The sequence below is a fragment of the Paraburkholderia sp. HP33-1 genome (genome assembly GCF_021390595.1).
Lineage (GTDB): Bacteria > Pseudomonadota > Gammaproteobacteria > Burkholderiales > Burkholderiaceae > Paraburkholderia.
Genome location: NZ_JAJEJR010000001.1, coordinates 975,492 through 991,384, shown reverse-complemented (window position 1 = coordinate 991,384; position 15,893 = coordinate 975,492). Strand labels below are relative to the sequence as shown.

General features: G+C 64.5%; 17 protein-coding genes. 11 read left to right on the top strand and 6 right to left on the bottom strand.

Going from position 1 to position 15,893, the window contains the following annotated elements; genetic code table 11:
* The first annotated feature begins 67 nt into the window (after positions 1-67).
* The 3 genes from rsxB (at position 68) to L0U81_RS04510 (ending at position 2,204) form a co-directional block, all read left to right on the top strand.
* Entirely contained in the window at positions 68-964 is an 897-nt protein-coding gene (rsxB, locus tag L0U81_RS04520) for an electron transport complex subunit RsxB (protein WP_233804209.1), read from the top strand.
* 43 nt (positions 965-1,007) lie between these two features.
* Positions 1,008-1,652, top strand: coding sequence for an endonuclease III (nth, locus tag L0U81_RS04515; RefSeq protein ID WP_233800379.1), 645 nt, complete (start codon positions 1,008-1,010; stop codon positions 1,650-1,652).
* Positions 1,653-1,769: 117 nt separating this feature from the next.
* Positions 1,770-2,204 (top strand): DUF1841 family protein, encoded by a 435-nt coding sequence (locus L0U81_RS04510; RefSeq protein WP_233800378.1) that lies wholly within the window; start codon positions 1,770-1,772, stop codon positions 2,202-2,204.
* Positions 2,205-2,331: 127 nt separating this feature from the next.
* On the opposite strand, the gene L0U81_RS04505 is transcribed toward L0U81_RS04510, so the two are convergent.
* Both L0U81_RS04505 and L0U81_RS04500 read right to left on the bottom strand, forming a co-directional pair.
* On the bottom strand, positions 2,332-2,712 hold the full coding sequence (locus L0U81_RS04505; protein ID WP_233800377.1) for a c-type cytochrome: 381 nt from the start codon (positions 2,710-2,712) through the stop codon (positions 2,332-2,334).
* 46 nt (positions 2,713-2,758) lie between these two features.
* Positions 2,759-3,127, bottom strand: a complete 369-nt coding sequence (locus tag L0U81_RS04500) for a c-type cytochrome (protein WP_233800376.1) — start codon at positions 3,125-3,127, stop codon at positions 2,759-2,761.
* A gap of 314 nt (positions 3,128-3,441) precedes the next feature.
* On the opposite strand from L0U81_RS04500, the gene L0U81_RS04495 reads away from it, so the two are divergent.
* The 5 genes from L0U81_RS04495 to L0U81_RS04475 all read left to right on the top strand — a co-directional run bounded on the left by L0U81_RS04495 (position 3,442) and on the right by L0U81_RS04475 (position 8,441).
* Positions 3,442-4,284 carry an AAA family ATPase gene (locus L0U81_RS04495; RefSeq protein WP_233800375.1) on the top strand — a complete coding sequence of 281 codons (843 nt, stop codon included), beginning with the start codon at positions 3,442-3,444 and terminating at the stop codon, positions 4,282-4,284.
* A gap of 28 nt (positions 4,285-4,312) precedes the next feature.
* Positions 4,313-5,488, top strand: coding sequence for a vWA domain-containing protein (locus L0U81_RS04490; RefSeq protein ID WP_233800374.1), 1,176 nt, complete (start codon positions 4,313-4,315; stop codon positions 5,486-5,488).
* A 60-nt stretch (positions 5,489-5,548) separates the two neighbouring features.
* Entirely contained in the window at positions 5,549-6,769 is a 1,221-nt protein-coding gene (locus tag L0U81_RS04485) for a benzoate/H(+) symporter BenE family transporter (protein ID WP_233800373.1), read from the top strand.
* Positions 6,770-6,992: 223 nt separating this feature from the next.
* The gene (gene tal / locus L0U81_RS04480; protein ID WP_233800372.1) at positions 6,993-7,946 is read left to right on the top strand and encodes a transaldolase; all 954 of its coding nucleotides are present in this window, start codon (positions 6,993-6,995) and stop codon (positions 7,944-7,946) included.
* Positions 7,947-8,021: 75 nt separating this feature from the next.
* Positions 8,022-8,441 carry a VOC family protein gene (locus tag L0U81_RS04475; RefSeq protein WP_233800371.1) on the top strand — a complete coding sequence of 140 codons (420 nt, stop codon included), beginning with the start codon at positions 8,022-8,024 and terminating at the stop codon, positions 8,439-8,441.
* Positions 8,442-8,454: 13 nt separating this feature from the next.
* Here the strand turns inward: L0U81_RS04475 and L0U81_RS04470 are convergent, their stop codons facing one another.
* The 4 genes from L0U81_RS04470 to L0U81_RS04455 form a co-directional block, all read right to left on the bottom strand.
* A complete protein-coding gene (locus L0U81_RS04470) occupies positions 8,455-9,579 on the bottom strand; it encodes an FUSC family protein (RefSeq protein WP_233800370.1) in 1,125 nt (374 codons plus the stop codon).
* Between the two features lie 127 nt (positions 9,580-9,706).
* Positions 9,707-11,257, bottom strand: coding sequence for a monocarboxylate uptake permease MctP (mctP, locus tag L0U81_RS04465; RefSeq protein ID WP_233800369.1), 1,551 nt, complete (start codon positions 11,255-11,257; stop codon positions 9,707-9,709).
* On the bottom strand, positions 11,254-11,496 hold the full coding sequence (locus tag L0U81_RS04460; protein ID WP_233800368.1) for a DUF3311 domain-containing protein: 243 nt from the start codon (positions 11,494-11,496) through the stop codon (positions 11,254-11,256). Before L0U81_RS04460 ends, mctP begins: the two co-directional genes overlap by 4 nt.
* A 295-nt stretch (positions 11,497-11,791) precedes the next feature.
* A complete protein-coding gene (locus L0U81_RS04455; protein ID WP_233800367.1) occupies positions 11,792-12,727 on the bottom strand; it encodes a spermidine synthase in 936 nt (311 codons plus the stop codon).
* A gap of 402 nt (positions 12,728-13,129) precedes the next feature.
* Between L0U81_RS04455 and L0U81_RS04450 the strand changes: the two genes are divergently transcribed.
* Genes L0U81_RS04450 through L0U81_RS04440 form a run of 3 tightly spaced genes read left to right on the top strand, consistent with a single transcriptional unit; the run spans position 13,130 to position 15,864 of the window.
* Complete coding sequence (locus L0U81_RS04450; RefSeq protein WP_233800366.1) at positions 13,130-14,344, top strand: cyclic nucleotide-binding domain-containing protein; 1,215 nt, start codon at positions 13,130-13,132, stop codon at positions 14,342-14,344.
* Between the two features lie 24 nt (positions 14,345-14,368).
* Positions 14,369-15,133: a flagellar motor protein gene (locus L0U81_RS04445; protein ID WP_233800365.1), complete on the top strand. Its 765-nt coding sequence runs from the start codon at positions 14,369-14,371 to the stop codon at positions 15,131-15,133.
* Positions 15,134-15,177: 44 nt separating this feature from the next.
* Positions 15,178-15,864, top strand: a complete 687-nt coding sequence (locus L0U81_RS04440) for an OmpA family protein (protein WP_233800364.1) — start codon at positions 15,178-15,180, stop codon at positions 15,862-15,864.
* Positions 15,865-15,893 lie beyond the last annotated feature (29 nt).

Here is a 15,893-nt window from a genome sequence, read left to right as displayed (position 1 = left end):
TCGGGGAAATCGGCGATAATGTGCTATTTAGTTCAGGTCGTGCGATCGCACGGCAAGCCCCCACGTCATAACCGTGACAGACGTCAATACACTCGCAGATCGCATCGAGGATCTGCTGCCCCAAACGCAATGCACGAAATGCGGATATCCCGCATGCCGTCCGTATGCCGAAGCCGTCGCCAGCGGCGAGGCCAACTATAACCAGTGCCCGCCCGGCGGTGCCGAGGGTATCGCGCGCCTCGCGGCGCTGCTCGGCAAACCAGTGATTCCGCTCAATTCCGCCAACGGCGTCGAACGCCCGCGTCCGTTGGCGGTTATCGACGAACAGGTGTGCATCGGCTGCACGCTGTGCATGCAGGCGTGCCCCGTCGACGCGATAGTTGGCGCTCCGAAACAGATGCACACCGTGATCGCCGAGCGATGCACCGGCTGCGACCTGTGCGTGCCACCCTGCCCGGTCGACTGCATCGCGATGCTGCCCGTGACCGGCGAGGCGACCGGATGGGATGCCTGGAGTCAGAGCCAGGCTGACGCGGCGCGTACGCGTCACGACCGCCACGAGACACGTCTCGCGCGCGAGCGCGACGCCGCCGAAGCGCGTGCTGCAGCGCGGCGAGCCGCGAGCGCGAGTGTCCCGGCGGCTGCGCCGGCCACGGTGCCAGCTGCCGGCGCGACAGCAGCACCGGCCCGCGCCACCCCGGTTGCGGACGACGCCGAAGCGAAGAAACGCGCGATCATCCAGGCCGCGCTAGAACGCGCGCGCAAGAAAAAGGACGAAATGGCCGCGAAAGGCCAGGGACCGCTGAACACCGAGAACGTCAGCGCCGACGTGCAGGCGCAGATCGACGCCGCCGAAGCGCGCCGCCACCGTCTCGGTCTGGCCGGGGGCGACGACACGCGCAGCCCGGAGCAGCCGTCCAACGAATCGGACCCGCCGTCCAACTCGCCGCCGACCACCCGCTGAGCACATCGGCGCCGTCCGTCCCACTCACCTCGACCCGCTCCGCATGAACGCGAACAAACGCCGCGCGATCTACGAAACCCTTCAGAGCCTGAACCCGCATCCGACCACCGAGCTCGAGTACACGACGCCGTTCGAACTGCTGATCGCGGTGCTGTTGTCGGCACAGGCGACGGACGTGTCGGTCAACAAGGCGATGCGCAGGATGTTCCCGGTCGCTAACACGCCGCAGAAGGTGTTCGACCTCGGCGAGGAAGGTGTCGCGAGCTATATCAAGACGATCGGTCTGTATCGGACGAAGGCGAAGAACGTGATCGCGACCTGTCGCATCCTGCTTGACCAGTACGGCGGCGAGGTACCTGAGGATCGCGAAGCGCTTGAAGGGCTGCCGGGCGTCGGCCGCAAAACGGCCAACGTGATCCTGAACACGGCGTTCGGCCATCCGACCATCGCGGTCGACACGCACATTTTCCGCGTCGCCAACCGCACCGGGCTCGCGCCCGGCAAGGACGTACGCGCGGTCGAAGCGGCACTCGAAAAATTCACACCCGCAGAATTCAGGCAGGATGCGCACCACTGGCTGATCCTGCATGGGCGCTATGTGTGCAAGGCGCGCCGCCCCGAATGCTGGCATTGCGCGATCGAGCCGCTGTGCGAGTTCCGGCCGAAGACGCCGCCGCCCGATCTTTAGGCGCGGGCCAATTCGAATCCCGAGGCCGAGCCCCGCGCCTGCACCCAGCGTGGCTGCCGCGTAAAATAATATGTTCCGCGCACTGCGCACGCCCCACTCCCACGCACCGGTTCCACGATGTTCAATCCCAGCCGCGACGAAGTTCGCCTCTTTTTCACCGACACCTGGCGCAAACAGCGCCAGGGCGAGATTCTGACGCCGCTCGAGGCGATCGCCGCCGACTGGATCGTCGAGCATCCGGAATACCACGCCGACCTCGCCGACGGCCCGGCCGCCCAGGCGCAGGACTATTCGCCGGAGCGCGGCCAGACCAATCCTTTCCTGCATCTGTCGATGCATCTGGCGATCTCCGAGCAGCTGTCGATCGATCAGCCGCCCGGCATTCGCGCCGCGCACGACCGTCTCGCCGCGCGGCTCGGCTCGACGCACGAGGCGCAGCACGCGATCATGGACTGCCTCGGCGAAACCATCTGGGAAGCCCAGCGTACCGGCACCCCGCCGGATACGGACGCGTATCTTCAGCGCATCGAACGGCGCGCGACACGCGACTGAAGCGACTGAAAACTCCGGCGTCGCACCACGCGAGGCACGCCGAGGTGCGACGCCAGCAAAGCAAAACACCCCGCCAAGGCGGGGTGTTTTGCTTTTAAAGCTTCGGCGCGAATCCCGCGCCCGACGCTTACTTCTTCTGCACGAGGTCGCCGTCCAGCGATTCGATGTAAGCGGCAATGTCCTTCATGTCGCCGAGCGACAGGGTCTGCACCTGTGCCTGCATGATCGCGTTGTTGCGGCCCAAGTGCGGATTGCCGGTGCCCATCTGGTACTGACGCAGCGCCCAGTAAACGTAGTCGGAGTGCTGACCGGCCAGCTTCGGATACTCGGGGCTCACCGGCTTGTTCAGGTTGACACCGTGGCAGGCCGCGCAGTTGTGGCTGTCGGCAAGTACCTTGCCGTTGCCGGCGTCGGCCGCGTGCGCGACGTTCGCTGCGGCCAGACCGATCACCGACGCCGCGGCTGCAGCCTTGAATACCGTGTGGAGTGCCTGTCCGGGCTTGATCATGAAATCTCCTGTCCCACGAATTTGATGAGCTGGTGACCGACGCCGATCACTTGTTGGGATTGTTTTGCGAAGCGGCATTTTGTGCTGCGTAGTACGCGGCGACGTCGGCAATGTCCTGATCCGACAGCGTCACCGCGACTGCGTGCATCGTGTCGAAATGGCGGTCGCCCTTCTTGTAGGCGTGCAGCGCGTTTTCGAGGTAAGCCTGATTTTGCCCGCCGAGCTTCGGCACGCGGAAAACCTCTGGATAAGCCGTGCGGTATTCAGGGATGCCGTGGCAGCCGATACACATCGCGACCTTGTCCTGGCCCGCCTTGGCGTTGCCTACGATATCCGCTGCCTGCGCACTGGCCGCATAGCCCGCGAGCACCGACAGCGCTGCGATCACGACGTGTTTGCCGACGAATTTATTCATAGATGTAACCTGGCTTGAGGGGAAACGGGTGCCCAGAAAGGCAGCGGTCCGGCCGTTCTTCTTATAAGGTGGCCACGCAGGCCAAAAAAATCGGGCTAATTGTACCGCGCCGCCGCGCCGAACGTCCACCGGACGCGGGAGCCGCGCAACGCCCGCCGGGACGGGCCCCGCGCCATGCCCGCGGCGGCTTCGCAACGGCACCACAGCAGCGCCACCGCCGCACGACAGCGCGGCTGACACCCAACGTGAGCCGGTTTCAGGCCGACAGTCCTTCTGACTTATACTGGTTTTTTTCCGCACAAGAGCATCTCGCCATGCGTTTCGAAGGCTCATCGCAGTACGTCGCCACCGACGACCTCAAGCTCGCGGTCAACGCCGCGATGACGCTCAGGCGTCCGCTGCTGATCAAGGGCGAACCCGGCACCGGCAAGACCATGCTCGCCGAGGAAGTCGCCGCGGCACTCGGCATGCCGCTGCTGCAATGGCACATCAAGTCGACCACCAAGGCGCAGCAAGGGCTGTACGAATACGATGCGGTCTCGCGTCTGCGCGATTCGCAGCTCGGCGACGAGCGCGTGAAGGACATCCGCAACTACATCGTCAAGGGCGTGCTGTGGCAGGCGTTCGAATCGGACGAACAGAGCGTGCTGCTGATTGACGAGATCGACAAGGCCGACATCGAATTCCCGAACGACCTGCTGCGCGAGCTCGACCGCATGGAGTTCTACGTGTACGAGACGCGCGAACTGGTGCGCGCGAAGCATCGTCCGCTCGTGATCATCACGTCGAACAACGAGAAGGAACTGCCCGACGCGTTTCTGCGCCGCTGCTTCTTCCACTACATCAAGTTTCCGGACGCGACGACGATGCAGCAGATCGTCGACGTGCACTACCCCGGCATCAAAAAGGATCTGCTCGCCGCGGCGCTGCAGAGCTTCTTCGAGTTGCGCAACGTCGCGGGCCTGAAGAAAAAGCCGTCCACGTCCGAGCTGCTCGACTGGCTCAAGCTGCTGCTCGCCGAAGAGATTCCTCCCGAAGCACTGCGCTCGGCCGATCAGAAGCAGATCGTGCCGCCGCTGCACGGTGCGCTGCTGAAGAACGAACAGGACGTGAACCTGTTTGAGCGGCTGCTGTTCATGAACCGCAACAACCGTTGAACGGGCGCCGCGCCGCAGGACATCCAGCATGCTGATCGACTTTTTCTACTCGCTGCGCGCCGCCAAACTGCCGGTGTCGGTGAAGGAATACCTGACGCTGCTCGAAGCGCTGAAGGCCAATGTGATCGCGCCGTCGCTCGACGAGTTCTACTACCTCGCCCGCATCACGCTCGTCAAGGACGAGCAGTACTTCGACAAGTTCGACCAAGCGTTCGGCGCGTATTTCAACGGCGTCGCGCAAACGTCCGAGCTCGCGTTCGACATTCCGCTCGACTGGCTCAAGAAGAAGCTGCAACGCGATCTGTCGGCCGAGGAAAAAGCGCAGATCGAGGCGATGGGCGGCATCGACAAGCTCATGGAGCGCCTGAAGGAGCTGTTCGACGAGCAGAAGGAGCGCCACGAGGGCGGCAACAAATGGATCGGCACGGGCGGCACGTCGCCGTTCGGCAACGGCGGCTATAACCCCGAGGGCGTGCGCATCGGCGGCGACGCGGCCGGCAATCGCACGGCCGTCAAGGTGTGGGAAGCGCGCGCGTATCGCGACTACGACGACCAGGTCGAGATCGGCACGCGCAACATCAAGGTCGCGCTGCGGCGCTTGCGCCGTTTCGCCCGCGAAGGCGCCGCGGAAGAACTCGATCTGCCCGACACGATCCGCAGCACCGCCGCGAACGCCGGCTGGCTCGATCTGAAGATGGTGCCCGAGCGGCACAACAACGTGAAGGTGCTGATGCTGCTCGACGTCGGCGGCTCGATGGACGATCACGTGAAGCGCACCGAGGAGCTGTTTTCCGCCGCGAAGGCCGAGTTCAAGCACCTGGAGTTCTACTACTTCCACAACTGCGTGTACGACTTCCTGTGGAAAAACAACCGCCGCCGCCACGCCGAACGCACGCCGACGTGGGACGTGCTGCACAAGTTCACGCCCGACTACAAGCTGATCTTCGTCGGCGACGCGACGATGAGCCCGTATGAAGTCTTGCAGCCGGGCGGCTCGGTCGAGTACAACAACGCCGAGGCCGGCGCGGTCTGGTTGCGCCGGCTCGCCGATCATTTCCCGCACTTCGCGTGGCTGAATCCGGAACCGGAAGCGCTGTGGCCATACCGGCAGTCCGTCAGCGCAATTCGCGAAGTGCTGGGCCACCGCATGTATCCGCTGACGCTCGCGGGCCTCGAGACGGCCATGCGGGTGCTGAGCAAGTAACGCCGACCTTCAGATATCCACGTCTTGACGCTGTAACTTCCCCAACAAGAAAGCCTTCGCATGAGTTCGTCCCCGTCTCCCCAGTTGTCCCCCGCCGCCACGGCGCCCCGGCGTTTCAATCCGCTTGCCGATACGTCGCTATCGACGATCGTCGCGGGTTTCGTCGCGGCGATGACCGGCTACACGAGCTCGCTCGTGCTGATGTTCCAGGCGGGCCAGGCCGCGCATCTGAGCGACGCGCAGATTTCGTCCTGGATCTGGGCCCTGTCGATCGGCATGGGCCTCTGCACGATCGGCCTGTCGCTGCGCTTTCGCGCGCCGATCGTGATCGCGTGGTCGACGCCTGGCGCGGCGCTGCTGGTGGCGTCGCTGCCCCATGTCGAGTACGCGCAGGCGATCGGCGCGTTCATCTTCTGCGCGGCGCTGCTGACGCTGGTCGGCGTGACCGGCTGGTTCGACGCGCTGATGAAGCGGATTCCGTCGGGCCTCGCCTCAGCGCTGCTCGCGGGCATCCTGTTCGAGATCGGCATCGAGATTTTCCGCGCCGCGCAGTTCCAGACCGCGCTCGTGCTGACGATGTTTTTCACCTACCTGATCGTCAAGCGGTTCGTGCCGCGTTACGCGATTCCGACGACGCTCGTGGCCGGCACGGCCGCCGCCGGCGGCCTCGGGCTGCTCGACTTCAGCCATTTTCACGTCGCGCTCGCGCATCCGGTGCTGACGATGCCGTCGTTTTCGGTGGCCGCGTGCGTGAGCATCGGCATTCCGCTGTTCGTGGTCGCGATGGCCTCGCAGAACGTGCCCGGCATCGCGGTGCTGCGCGCGGACGGCTACACGACACCGTCCGCGCCGCTGATCGCGACGACCGGCGTCGCGTCGTTGCTGCTCGCGCCGTTCGGTTCGCACGGCATCAATCTTGCGGCGATCACGGCGGCGATCTGCACGGGCCCCGAAGCGCACGAAAACCCCGCCAGGCGGTACACGGCCGCCGTATGGGGCGGCATTTTCTATCTGGTCGCAGGGGTGTTTGGCGCGACGATCGCCGCGCTGTTCGCGGCGTTCCCGAAGGAGTTGGTCGTGTCGGTCGCGGCGCTCGCGCTGTTCGGCTCGATCATGAGCGGGCTCGCCAATGCGATGCAGGACACGAGGCAGCGCGAGGCGGCGCTCGTGACGTTCATGGTGACCGCCTCGGGGCTCACGCTGCTGTCGATCGGCTCGGCGTTCTGGGGGTTGGTCGCCGGCGTGGTAACGCAAGCCGTGTTGAACCCACGGCGTGTGTGAACCGAGCGCACCGCCTGCTGTCGATACCCGGTGTTCATACTGTCCCCGGCGATCCGCCATAGAATAGATGTATCCGGCAGCGTTTCCCCGCGCCATCGCGGGACGCGCTGCGGCTTGACCCGCGGCCGCCGGCGCCGGCTGGCTCCTCTGCTTTGTCCAGCCGGCGCGGCGGCGTCCTCATTTCCCCTGAACCACGGCGCGCACGCGCCCTGAAGGCCCGAACATGACAACCGCACTCGATCAACTCAAGCAGTACACCACCGTGGTGGCCGACACCGGCGACTTCCAGCAGCTCGCCCAGTACAAGCCGCGGGATGCGACCACCAATCCGTCGCTGATTCTGAAAGCCGTGCAGAAAGACGATTACCGGCCGCTGCTCGAAAAGACCGTGAAGGCGCATGCGTCGAAGCCGGTCGGCGCGATCATCGACCAGTTGCTGATCGCGTTCGGCAGCGAGATCCTCAAGATCATCCCGGGGCGGGTGTCGACCGAAGTCGACGCGCGCCTGTCTTTCGACGTCCAAGGCTCGATCGCGAAAGCCCACGAACTGATTGCGCTTTACAAGGAGCACGGCGTCGAGCGCGACCGCGTACTGATCAAGCTCGCCTCCACGTGGGAAGGCGTGCGCGCGGCCGAGGTGCTGCAGAAGGAAGGCATCCACTGCAACATGACGCTGCTGTTCTCGCTCGCGCAGGCGGCGGCCTGTGCCGAAGCGGGCGCGCAGCTGATCTCGCCGTTCGTCGGCCGCATCTACGACTGGTACAAGAAGAGCGCCGGCAGCGCGTGGGACGAAGCGAAAGACGGCGGCGCCAACGATCCGGGCGTCAAGTCGGTGCGCCGCATCTACGCGTACTACAAGAAGTTCGGCTACAAGACTGAGGTGATGGGCGCGAGCTTCCGCACCACCTCGCAAATTCTGGAACTAGCCGGCTGCGATCTGCTGACGATCAGCCCCGATCTGCTGCAGAAGCTCCAGGAGAGCACCGACAAGGTCGAGCGTAAGCTGTCAGCGGAGGCATCGGGCGACGCGGACATCGGGCGCGTGCCGGTCGACGAGAAATCGTTCCGCTTCCTCGTCAACGACGACGCGATGGCGACCGAGAAGCTCGCCGAAGGCATCCGTACGTTCGCCGCGGACGCGGTAAAGCTGGAAAAACTGATCGAAACGCTGCGCTGAGATGCAGGGCGCCACTCCCCGCTGCCGCATTCGGGGAACGATGGCGCCCGCCAACGCCTGATCATGGAGACGATCATGTACGTTCAGCCCTATGTGTTCTTCAACGGCCGTTGCCAGGAAGCGCTCGACTACTACACCGACAAACTCGGCGCCCAGGTGACCTTCAAGATGCTGTTCAAGGAGGCGCCGCCGGACGCGAACAACCCGCCGCGCCCCGAGCTCGCCGACAAGATCATGCACGCCAACGTGCAGATGGGCTCGAGCACGTGGATGGCTTCCGACGGCAACTGCGACCCGGCAGCCGGCCCGTTCAACCGCTTCAGCCTGTCGCTGACAGTCGAAGACAGCGCGTCGGCGGAGAAATACTGCAACGCGCTCGCCGACGGCGGCAAGGTCGTGATGCCGTTCCAGCAAACCTTCTGGAGCAAGGGCTTCGGGATGGTGGTGGACCGCTTCGGCCTGATGTGGATGGTCACGCTGCCGCCGCAAGTTTGAGGATCAGCTCCGTCTAGGCGATCCGCGCCGCCCGCGCGTGACGCTCGATATTCCAGTTCGGCTCGGTCTCCAGCAACAGCGCGCGTAACCGGTCCACCTGCTCCGCGAGCCGCTGACCGAGCCAGTATGGCCCTTGCCAGTCGGGCGGCAACGCGGCGGCCGCAGCGCTATTGCCCTTCGCGAGCGGCGCGGCCGCCGGAATCCCGAAGCGCGTCGGGCGGCCAAAGCGCAGCCCGCGCGCGGTCGACAGCAGGATCGAGCGCACCGCGCGCACCTCGGCACCGCAATGTTTCGCAAAGGCCGTGCGCGCGGCGGCGTCGGCGTTCATCAGCGGCCCCGTCGCCAGCAGTTCGAGTGAGCTGAGCACCGAGCGATGCAGCCGCTGGATCTCCTCGAGCTTCGTCTGCGGCACGTCGATTTCCTTCGCGACCGACGGCATCAGCGAGCGCAGTTGCACGAGCCGCTTGTTGATCTGCAGGAAGTGCTTGACCTGCTCTTCCTCGGTGATCGTCTCGCCTTCAAGGAGCCGCGCGTAGATGCTCGCGCATTCGCGCAGATTAGCGGCGAGCCCATAGCGCCACGAATACGTCGCGTGCAGCGGAAACGCGAACGAAAACGCCAGCGCAATCACGATGCCGATCAGCACGTTCAGCGTGCGCCACAGGCCGACGTCGATCAGATTGTCGCCGTGGCCCGCGACGATGCACATCGTGATCGCGGTCAGGAGCCCGATATAGCCGGACGAGCCGATCGCGAACCACGCGCAGATCGCCGCGACGATCGCCATCAGCACGTAAGTGAGCGGCAGCGAGCCGATGTAGTTCTGCTGCACGATCAGCAGGAGCCCGATCGATGCGCCGAGCAGCGTGCCGGCCGCGCGTTCGGCCGCTTTCTTGCGGATATTGCCGTGATGCTGCAAGCCGCCGATCACGACCAGCAGCGTCACCGACGACCAGATGCCGTGCGGAATATCGATGCCGGTCGTCGCAAGAATCGACACCAGCATCGCGAGGCCGACGCGCAGGCTGTGCAGCACTCTCGCGTGCCGGTAGCGGTAGTACGGCGACGTGACCGCGCGCACCATCCGGCTGAGCGCCGCGCGGCGGGGGATCACGGTGGGAGTATCGGCAGCAGCCATGGCGGCGCGCGGCGAACGCGTGAAAGGACGGTTCCGCTATCCTGCCCTGAAGTGCCCCGCAAACACAAACGCCCGCGAACTTTCGTCGGCGGGCGTTGCGTTTTTCAGAGCGTGATCTGGAGCCGGATCAGCCTTCGACGACGTCCAGGTAGTCTTCCGGACGCGTGCGGTCCTCGGCGCGCTGCATGCCCACCACGCGCACGAACAGGCTCACGACGACCGACACCACGAGGTTCACGATCAGCGACCACACCGCCGCATAGCCCGGAATCGCCATGCCGAACAGGTGGATCGTGAAGATCGAGCTCGCGAGCTTCAGCGAAATCGCCATCCACGTGCCGGTCGCGATACCAGCCGCCCAGCCGAGCAACAGACCCCGGTAGTCGAGCATGCGCGTGAAGAGACCCAGCACGATCGCCGGCAGCGTCTGGATGATCCAGATGCCACCGAGCAGCTGCAGCTGGATCGCGTACGTGAGCGGCAGACCGAGAATGAACGCGACCGCGCCGACCTTGACGATCAGCGACACGAGCTTCGCGACGTTGGTCTCCTGGTCGTGCGTCATGTTGCGGTTGATGAACTCCTTGTGCACGTTACGCGTGTACAGGTTCGCCGCCGCGATCGACATGATCGCCGCCGGTACCAGCGCGCCGATACCGATCGCCGCGAACGCGACGCCGACGAACCACGACGGGAAGAAGTGCAGGAACAGCGCCGGCACCGCGAAGTTCGGGCCGAAGGCCTTGAAGTACGGCGCGAATTCCGGCATGTCCTTCACGCCGGCCGCGAGTGCCATGAAGCCGAGCAGCGCGAGCAGGCCGAGCACGAGCGAATAGGCCGGCAGCAGCGCCATGTTGCGGCGGATCGTGTTGCTCGATTTCGACGACAGCACCGCGGTGATCGAGTGCGGATAGAGGAACAGGGCGAGCGCCGAGCCCACCGCGAGGGTCGCGTACGCGCTATAGCCGTTCAGGCTCGACACGTCCGGCGACTTCAGCAGCAGCTTGGCCGGCGGCACCGCGCCGAAGATATGGCCGAAGCCGCCGAGTTGCGGCGGAATTACGATGATCGCGGCGAAGATCGTCACGTAGATCAGGATGTCCTTGACGACCGCGATCATGGCGGGCGCGCGCAGGCCCGACGTGTACGTGTAGGCCGCGAGGATCGCGAACGCGATGATCAGCGGCAGATCGCCGACGAAGCCCGTCGTGTCGAAACCGAGCGCGCCGATCACCACTTCGATACCGACCAGCTGCAGCGCGATGTACGGCATCGTTGCGACGATGCCGGTCCCCGCGACCGCGAGCGCGAGCATGCGGCTGCCGTAGCGGGCCGACACGAAGTCCGCCGACGTCACGTAGCCATGCCGCTTCGCGATGCTCCACAGCTTCGGGAACACGACGAACGCGAACGGATAGATCAGGATCGTGTACGGCAGCGCGAAGAAGCCCGTCGCGCCCGCGCCGAACACGAGCGCCGGCACCGCGATGAACGTGTAGGCGGTGTACAGGTCGCCGCCCAGCAGGAACCACGTGACGATCGTGCCGAAGCGCCGGCCGCCAAGACCCCACTCTTCAATATGCGCGAGATTGCCGCGCCGCCAGTGGGCCGCGACGAAGCCGAGAATCGTGACGCCGATGAAAAATAGAACGAAGACGAAGGTTGCAATGGGGTTCATTGTTGCGCGCCCCCGTTCGTGCGACCCGTGTAGCGGGATTTGGTCTTCGAGTAGACGAACCAGGTGATGACCGCGCTGATCAGCACCCACAATAGCTGATACCAGTAGAAGAACGGAAAACCGAACAGTTGCGGTTCGATCCGGTTGTAGGACGGCACCCAGACCATCGCGATCCAGGGGAGCAGCAATAGCCAGAGCCAGTGCTTGCTGGCTTTCTTCACGTCGGCGTCGCGAGCCATGACGTCTCCTGTTTCCTATTTAGAATTTATCTGCCCGTGGTCGGCGGGAGATGGAACACACAGCGGGCGAATGGCCACGGGCGCCCCGAAAGCTTCGAAAGAGTATAGGAGTCGCGAACACCCGGTCAAGCAGGGACGACCCGAGGCGCATTGGCGTGGGACAAGGCTGCGGCAGGCCAACGAAGCACGCTGGATGAGGTTGCAGAGCAGACGTGAAAAGTACTGAAAGCAAAGCGGCCGTGCCGACTGATACGCCGGCACGGCCGCTTTGCTTTACCGAAATGGATGGCGCCGCTCAGATCGCAAACGATGCGCCCGTCTGCCCCGTCGATTCGCGCAAACCCTTGATCCACTTGCGCGCCGGCAAGCCGAGCTCGGCTTCGATCAGCTTCGCGCGCGCCTCGAGCGCGCCGTACGGCACGTCGAGCGCGGGGCCCGAGAACGCGATCGCGATGCGGTTGCCGTCGTGTACTTCGGGCAGCGCGACGACGCGGCCGTCGAAGGCTTCGTTCAGACGCTTCATGTTGCGCACGAAGCTCGGATGATCGCCGAACAGGTTCACCGTGGCGATGCCCGCCTCGGTCAGGCACGCGCGCGCCGCGCGGTAAAACCCGACGCTATCGAGCACCGGGCCGCGCGCGGTCGCATCGTAGATGTCGATCTGCAGCGCACCGATCGTGCCGTGGTTCGCGCGCTCGTTGACGAAGTCCCACGCATCGGTTTCGTGCACGGTCAGACGCGCATCGTCGGGCGGCAGCTCGAACATCGTGTGCGCGGCCACCACGACCGCCGGATTCAATTCGACGGCCTCGACCTTGGCGCCCTTCAGGAAGCGGTGCGCGAACTTGGTCAGCGACGCCGCGCCGAGCCCGAGCTGCACGATGCGCTTCGGCGTTTCGAGGAACAGCAGCCAGGCCATCATCTGCTGCGCGTATTCGAGTTCGATGTGATCGGGCTTGCGCAGACGCATCGCGCCTTGCACCCATTCCGTGCCGAAATGCAGGAAGCGCACGCCGCCCTCTTCGGAGAACGTCACCGGCGCGAAACGCGGCTTGCGCGGTGCTTCGATTTGCGGTGCGTCGTGAACGTCGTGGTCGACGGTGCCGCTCGCATTGTGCGTGGGTTTTGGCGCCTTTTTGTGCGCCATTTTCTGCTTACCGCCGATAGCTTCGGCGTCCCGGTTGCGGAAAGCGCGCGCTTCGGCCGAAGCGCGCCTGATCAGTTTCGTCATGTGCGGATGTCGCGCCATAGGCGCAATATTTTTGGTCGAACGAGAGCATAGCATTCGCTGCGGCCCGCTCATTCAAATCGACCGTTCATCAACTGCTTCCAACGGACTCCCAGGCAAATGCTTTCGAACCGTGGTCATAAAAAAATTTGCCGGCCGCCGGGTCGCGGCATACATGCGCCATTACGCCACGCGCAAACGATTCACCTGGCGTTTTATCGCGGTTCTCCGCTTCCAAACGCGACTTGCAGCGCGTTTTCCTCCCGATCCGACCCTCTCCCGCCCGTTAAAGAGTCCCTGCCCAATGTCGTAAACGTGCGTAAGGGGAATGGCTGTCGCCCCATGCGATGCAATGCGCCGCGTCGCACAGCCGCAACGACAAAACAGCGCTGCAGGGGAAATACTTTGAATCGGCAACAGTCGTGGACGCGCACAGCGGCGCCCGGCGAGATCATCTATTCCGAGGGCTACTCGGGTGAGTCCGTCGTTTTTCTGATCACGGAAGGCAAGGTCGAACTTTCCACTCGCTGCGACGACAAGAAGGTCGTCGTCGCGACGCTGGGCCGTGGCGAATTCTTCGGGGAAGCCGCGTTGCTCGCTGCCGAGCCGCGCAGCCACACGGCGAAGGCATTGAGCTTCTGTCAACTGACCGTCGTACCGACCGGCATGCTCGACGAAGAGATCGAGCGAGTGTCGCCGTTGCTGCGTCATATCACACGCACGTTGATTCGTCGCGTGAAGCGCAAGGACGATCTGCTCGCGACCTATACGCACGCCGATTTTCTGCCGGGCGTGCTGTCGTATGCCCACGTGCTGACACTGATGTCGAACGGCGAACGGCGCGATGCGAACGACAGCTGGGGACGCCGGCCGCAGCAATCGCAGGGCGAGGAAATCTCGGTGCCGCTCGTCGAAGTGATCAAGAAGTGTCGCGCGATTGCCGGCCATTCGCGTCCGCACGTGATGGCGATGCTCAAGCGCATGGAGAAGCTCAACCTCGTCACGATCGAGGCCGCGCAGCCCGGACAACTAAATAACGTGTCGACCGAATACTCGGCGTATGACGGCGCGGCCGCACGCCAGGTCGTCACGTTCGACGCCGCGCGCATCGTCGATCGCGCGCAGCAGGTCGCGGAAGGCGAGCTCGATATCGCGGTGAGCAGCGAGCTCGAGCTGATCGAGCTGACCGATCTGGAGGCGTTGATCGGCGTCGACAAGACGTTGATCCTGAACAAGCTGTCGCACGGCGAAATCGCCGACGAACTCTTCGCGTTCCGCAAGTCGAAGGTGCTGACCTATGTCGAGCAGCAAGGCGTCGCCTATTTCTCGCGACGCAGTACGCGCCAGAGCGGCGCGCTCAATTCGCTCGACGATCTCGCCTTCGTCGACCAGCGCACGCTGTTCGAAGTCGTCAGCGGCTTCGATACGTACGATCTCGCGAAGCTGCTCGTCAGCATCGACGGGCAGCCGGTGGCCGAGCGCCTGCTGTCGGTGATGACCGAAGTGCGCCGCAACGAAGTGTCGTGGGTGATGCGGCGCGACATCAAGATCGATCCGGTCGAAGTCGGTGACATCGAGCAACGGCTGCTCGACGCGGTGAAGACGCTGAAGGCAGCGTGAACGCGGCGCGGTTCGGGGACAAGCATGGATCTGTTGACGTTATTCGGTGTGCTGTTCGGCGGAGCGGCGATCGTGTTTGGCTTCGCGCTCGAAGGCGGGCATTTTCTGACGCTGTTCCAGTACGAAGCGTTCGTCATCGTGCTCGGCGGTACGCTCGGCGCGGTGATGATCCAGAACACATGGGCGCGCTTCTTCGATGCGGTGAAGCTGCTCGGTCTCGCGTTCACGCGCGCGCGGCGGGTCGACCAGAAGAGTCTTGCGGATCTGCTCGAATGGGGTGACCAGGCAAAGCTCAACGGCCTGCTCGCGTTCGAATCGATGGACGTCAGCGGCATTCATCCATTCGCCAGACGCGGGCTCGAACTGCTCGCGAACGGCGTGTCCACCGCCGTGCTCGAAGACGCGCTGCAGCGCGAACTCGATGCGTACGCGCGCAATCACATGGCGGCCGCGCGCGTGTGGCAGCAGGCGGGCGGCTATGCGCCGACGTTCGGCATCCTCGGCTCGGTGCTCGGGCTGATCCAGGTCACCAATCACATTCTCGACCCGGCGCAACTCGGCTCGGGCATCGCGACGGCGTTCGTCGCGACGCTGTACGGTCTCGCGCTCGCGAATCTGGTGTTTCTGCCGCTGTACGGCAAGTTGCAGGCGCAGGTCGACAGCGAGGCGCGGTTTCGCCGCCTCTACCTCGACGGGCTCCTCGCGATTTCACGCAAGGAGTCCCCGCATACGATCGAGACGCGCCTGACGGGCGAGGTGCGCGGGCGCGCGGCGGAGTCGCTCGCCTGAGCCCGCCATGAAGCGCGCTGCCATTCGAAACGGATTAATCACCCATGCAAACGACGTCTGACGGCAAACGCCCGCCAAGCGGCGCCGACGAGCGCGACGGGCACGGCGGCGAAGGCACCGAGGGCGGCCGCTGGCTGATCTCGTACGCGGACCTCATCACGACGATGATGGTGTTGTTCCTCGCGCTGTATGTGTTGCAGTTGGCGAAATCGAAGCAACTCGAGCTCAGGTATCAGATGCTCGAAACGAAAACGGCGCAGCAGAGCACGCCCGCGCCGGCGGGCGCCACGCAACAGGAAGCGCGCAAGCGGCTGAGCGCATTGCTCGATGCGCTGCGCGAGAAGGGGCTGATCACGGTGACGGACCTGCCGCACGGCGTCGAAATCGGCGTCAACGCGAAGATCCTGTTCAACGCCGGCGATGCGCGGCTTCTGCCGGATTCGTTCGAGGTACTGAATCAGATCGCGCAGGTACTGCAAAAGGATGCGACCGGGAATGTGCTCGTCGAAGGGCATACCGACAGTGTGCCGATTTCGACCGCGAAGTATGTGTCCAACTGGGAGCTGTCCTCGGCTCGCGCGGGGGCGGTGGTCAGGTATCTGGTCGAGCGCGGAATCGAGCCGCATCGGCTGGCCGCGATCGGGCGGGCGGACAATTTCCCGCTGGTCGCAGGCGATGACGCGGCGGCAAGAGCGGCGAACCGGCGAGTCGCGATCATCGTGCAGTACTGAACGCGCTCACCGGTGGCACTCGCCGCCCT

What these genes read in the sequence shown, in the direction of transcription:
- nth (WP_233800379.1), top strand. Translation starts at nt 1,008, where the DNA reads ATGAACGCGAACAAACGCCGCGCGATCTACGAAACCCTTCAGAGCCTG.
- L0U81_RS04510 (WP_233800378.1), top strand. Translation starts at nt 1,770, where the DNA reads ATGTTCAATCCCAGCCGCGACGAAGTTCGCCTCTTTTTCACCGACACC.
- L0U81_RS04505 (WP_233800377.1), bottom strand. Translation starts at nt 2,712, where the DNA reads ATGATCAAGCCCGGACAGGCACTCCACACGGTATTCAAGGCTGCAGCC.
- L0U81_RS04500 (WP_233800376.1), bottom strand. Translation starts at nt 3,127, where the DNA reads ATGAATAAATTCGTCGGCAAACACGTCGTGATCGCAGCGCTGTCGGTG.
- L0U81_RS04495 (WP_233800375.1), top strand. Translation starts at nt 3,442, where the DNA reads ATGCGTTTCGAAGGCTCATCGCAGTACGTCGCCACCGACGACCTCAAG.
- L0U81_RS04490 (WP_233800374.1), top strand. Translation starts at nt 4,313, where the DNA reads ATGCTGATCGACTTTTTCTACTCGCTGCGCGCCGCCAAACTGCCGGTG.
- L0U81_RS04485 (WP_233800373.1), top strand. Translation starts at nt 5,549, where the DNA reads ATGAGTTCGTCCCCGTCTCCCCAGTTGTCCCCCGCCGCCACGGCGCCC.
- tal (WP_233800372.1), top strand. Translation starts at nt 6,993, where the DNA reads ATGACAACCGCACTCGATCAACTCAAGCAGTACACCACCGTGGTGGCC.
- L0U81_RS04475 (WP_233800371.1), top strand. Translation starts at nt 8,022, where the DNA reads ATGTACGTTCAGCCCTATGTGTTCTTCAACGGCCGTTGCCAGGAAGCG.
- L0U81_RS04470 (WP_233800370.1), bottom strand. Translation starts at nt 9,579, where the DNA reads ATGGCTGCTGCCGATACTCCCACCGTGATCCCCCGCCGCGCGGCGCTC.
- mctP (WP_233800369.1), bottom strand. Translation starts at nt 11,257, where the DNA reads ATGAACCCCATTGCAACCTTCGTCTTCGTTCTATTTTTCATCGGCGTC.
- L0U81_RS04460 (WP_233800368.1), bottom strand. Translation starts at nt 11,496, where the DNA reads ATGGCTCGCGACGCCGACGTGAAGAAAGCCAGCAAGCACTGGCTCTGG.
- L0U81_RS04455 (WP_233800367.1), bottom strand. Translation starts at nt 12,727, where the DNA reads ATGACGAAACTGATCAGGCGCGCTTCGGCCGAAGCGCGCGCTTTCCGC.
- L0U81_RS04445 (WP_233800365.1), top strand. Translation starts at nt 14,369, where the DNA reads ATGGATCTGTTGACGTTATTCGGTGTGCTGTTCGGCGGAGCGGCGATC.
- L0U81_RS04440 (WP_233800364.1), top strand. Translation starts at nt 15,178, where the DNA reads ATGCAAACGACGTCTGACGGCAAACGCCCGCCAAGCGGCGCCGACGAG.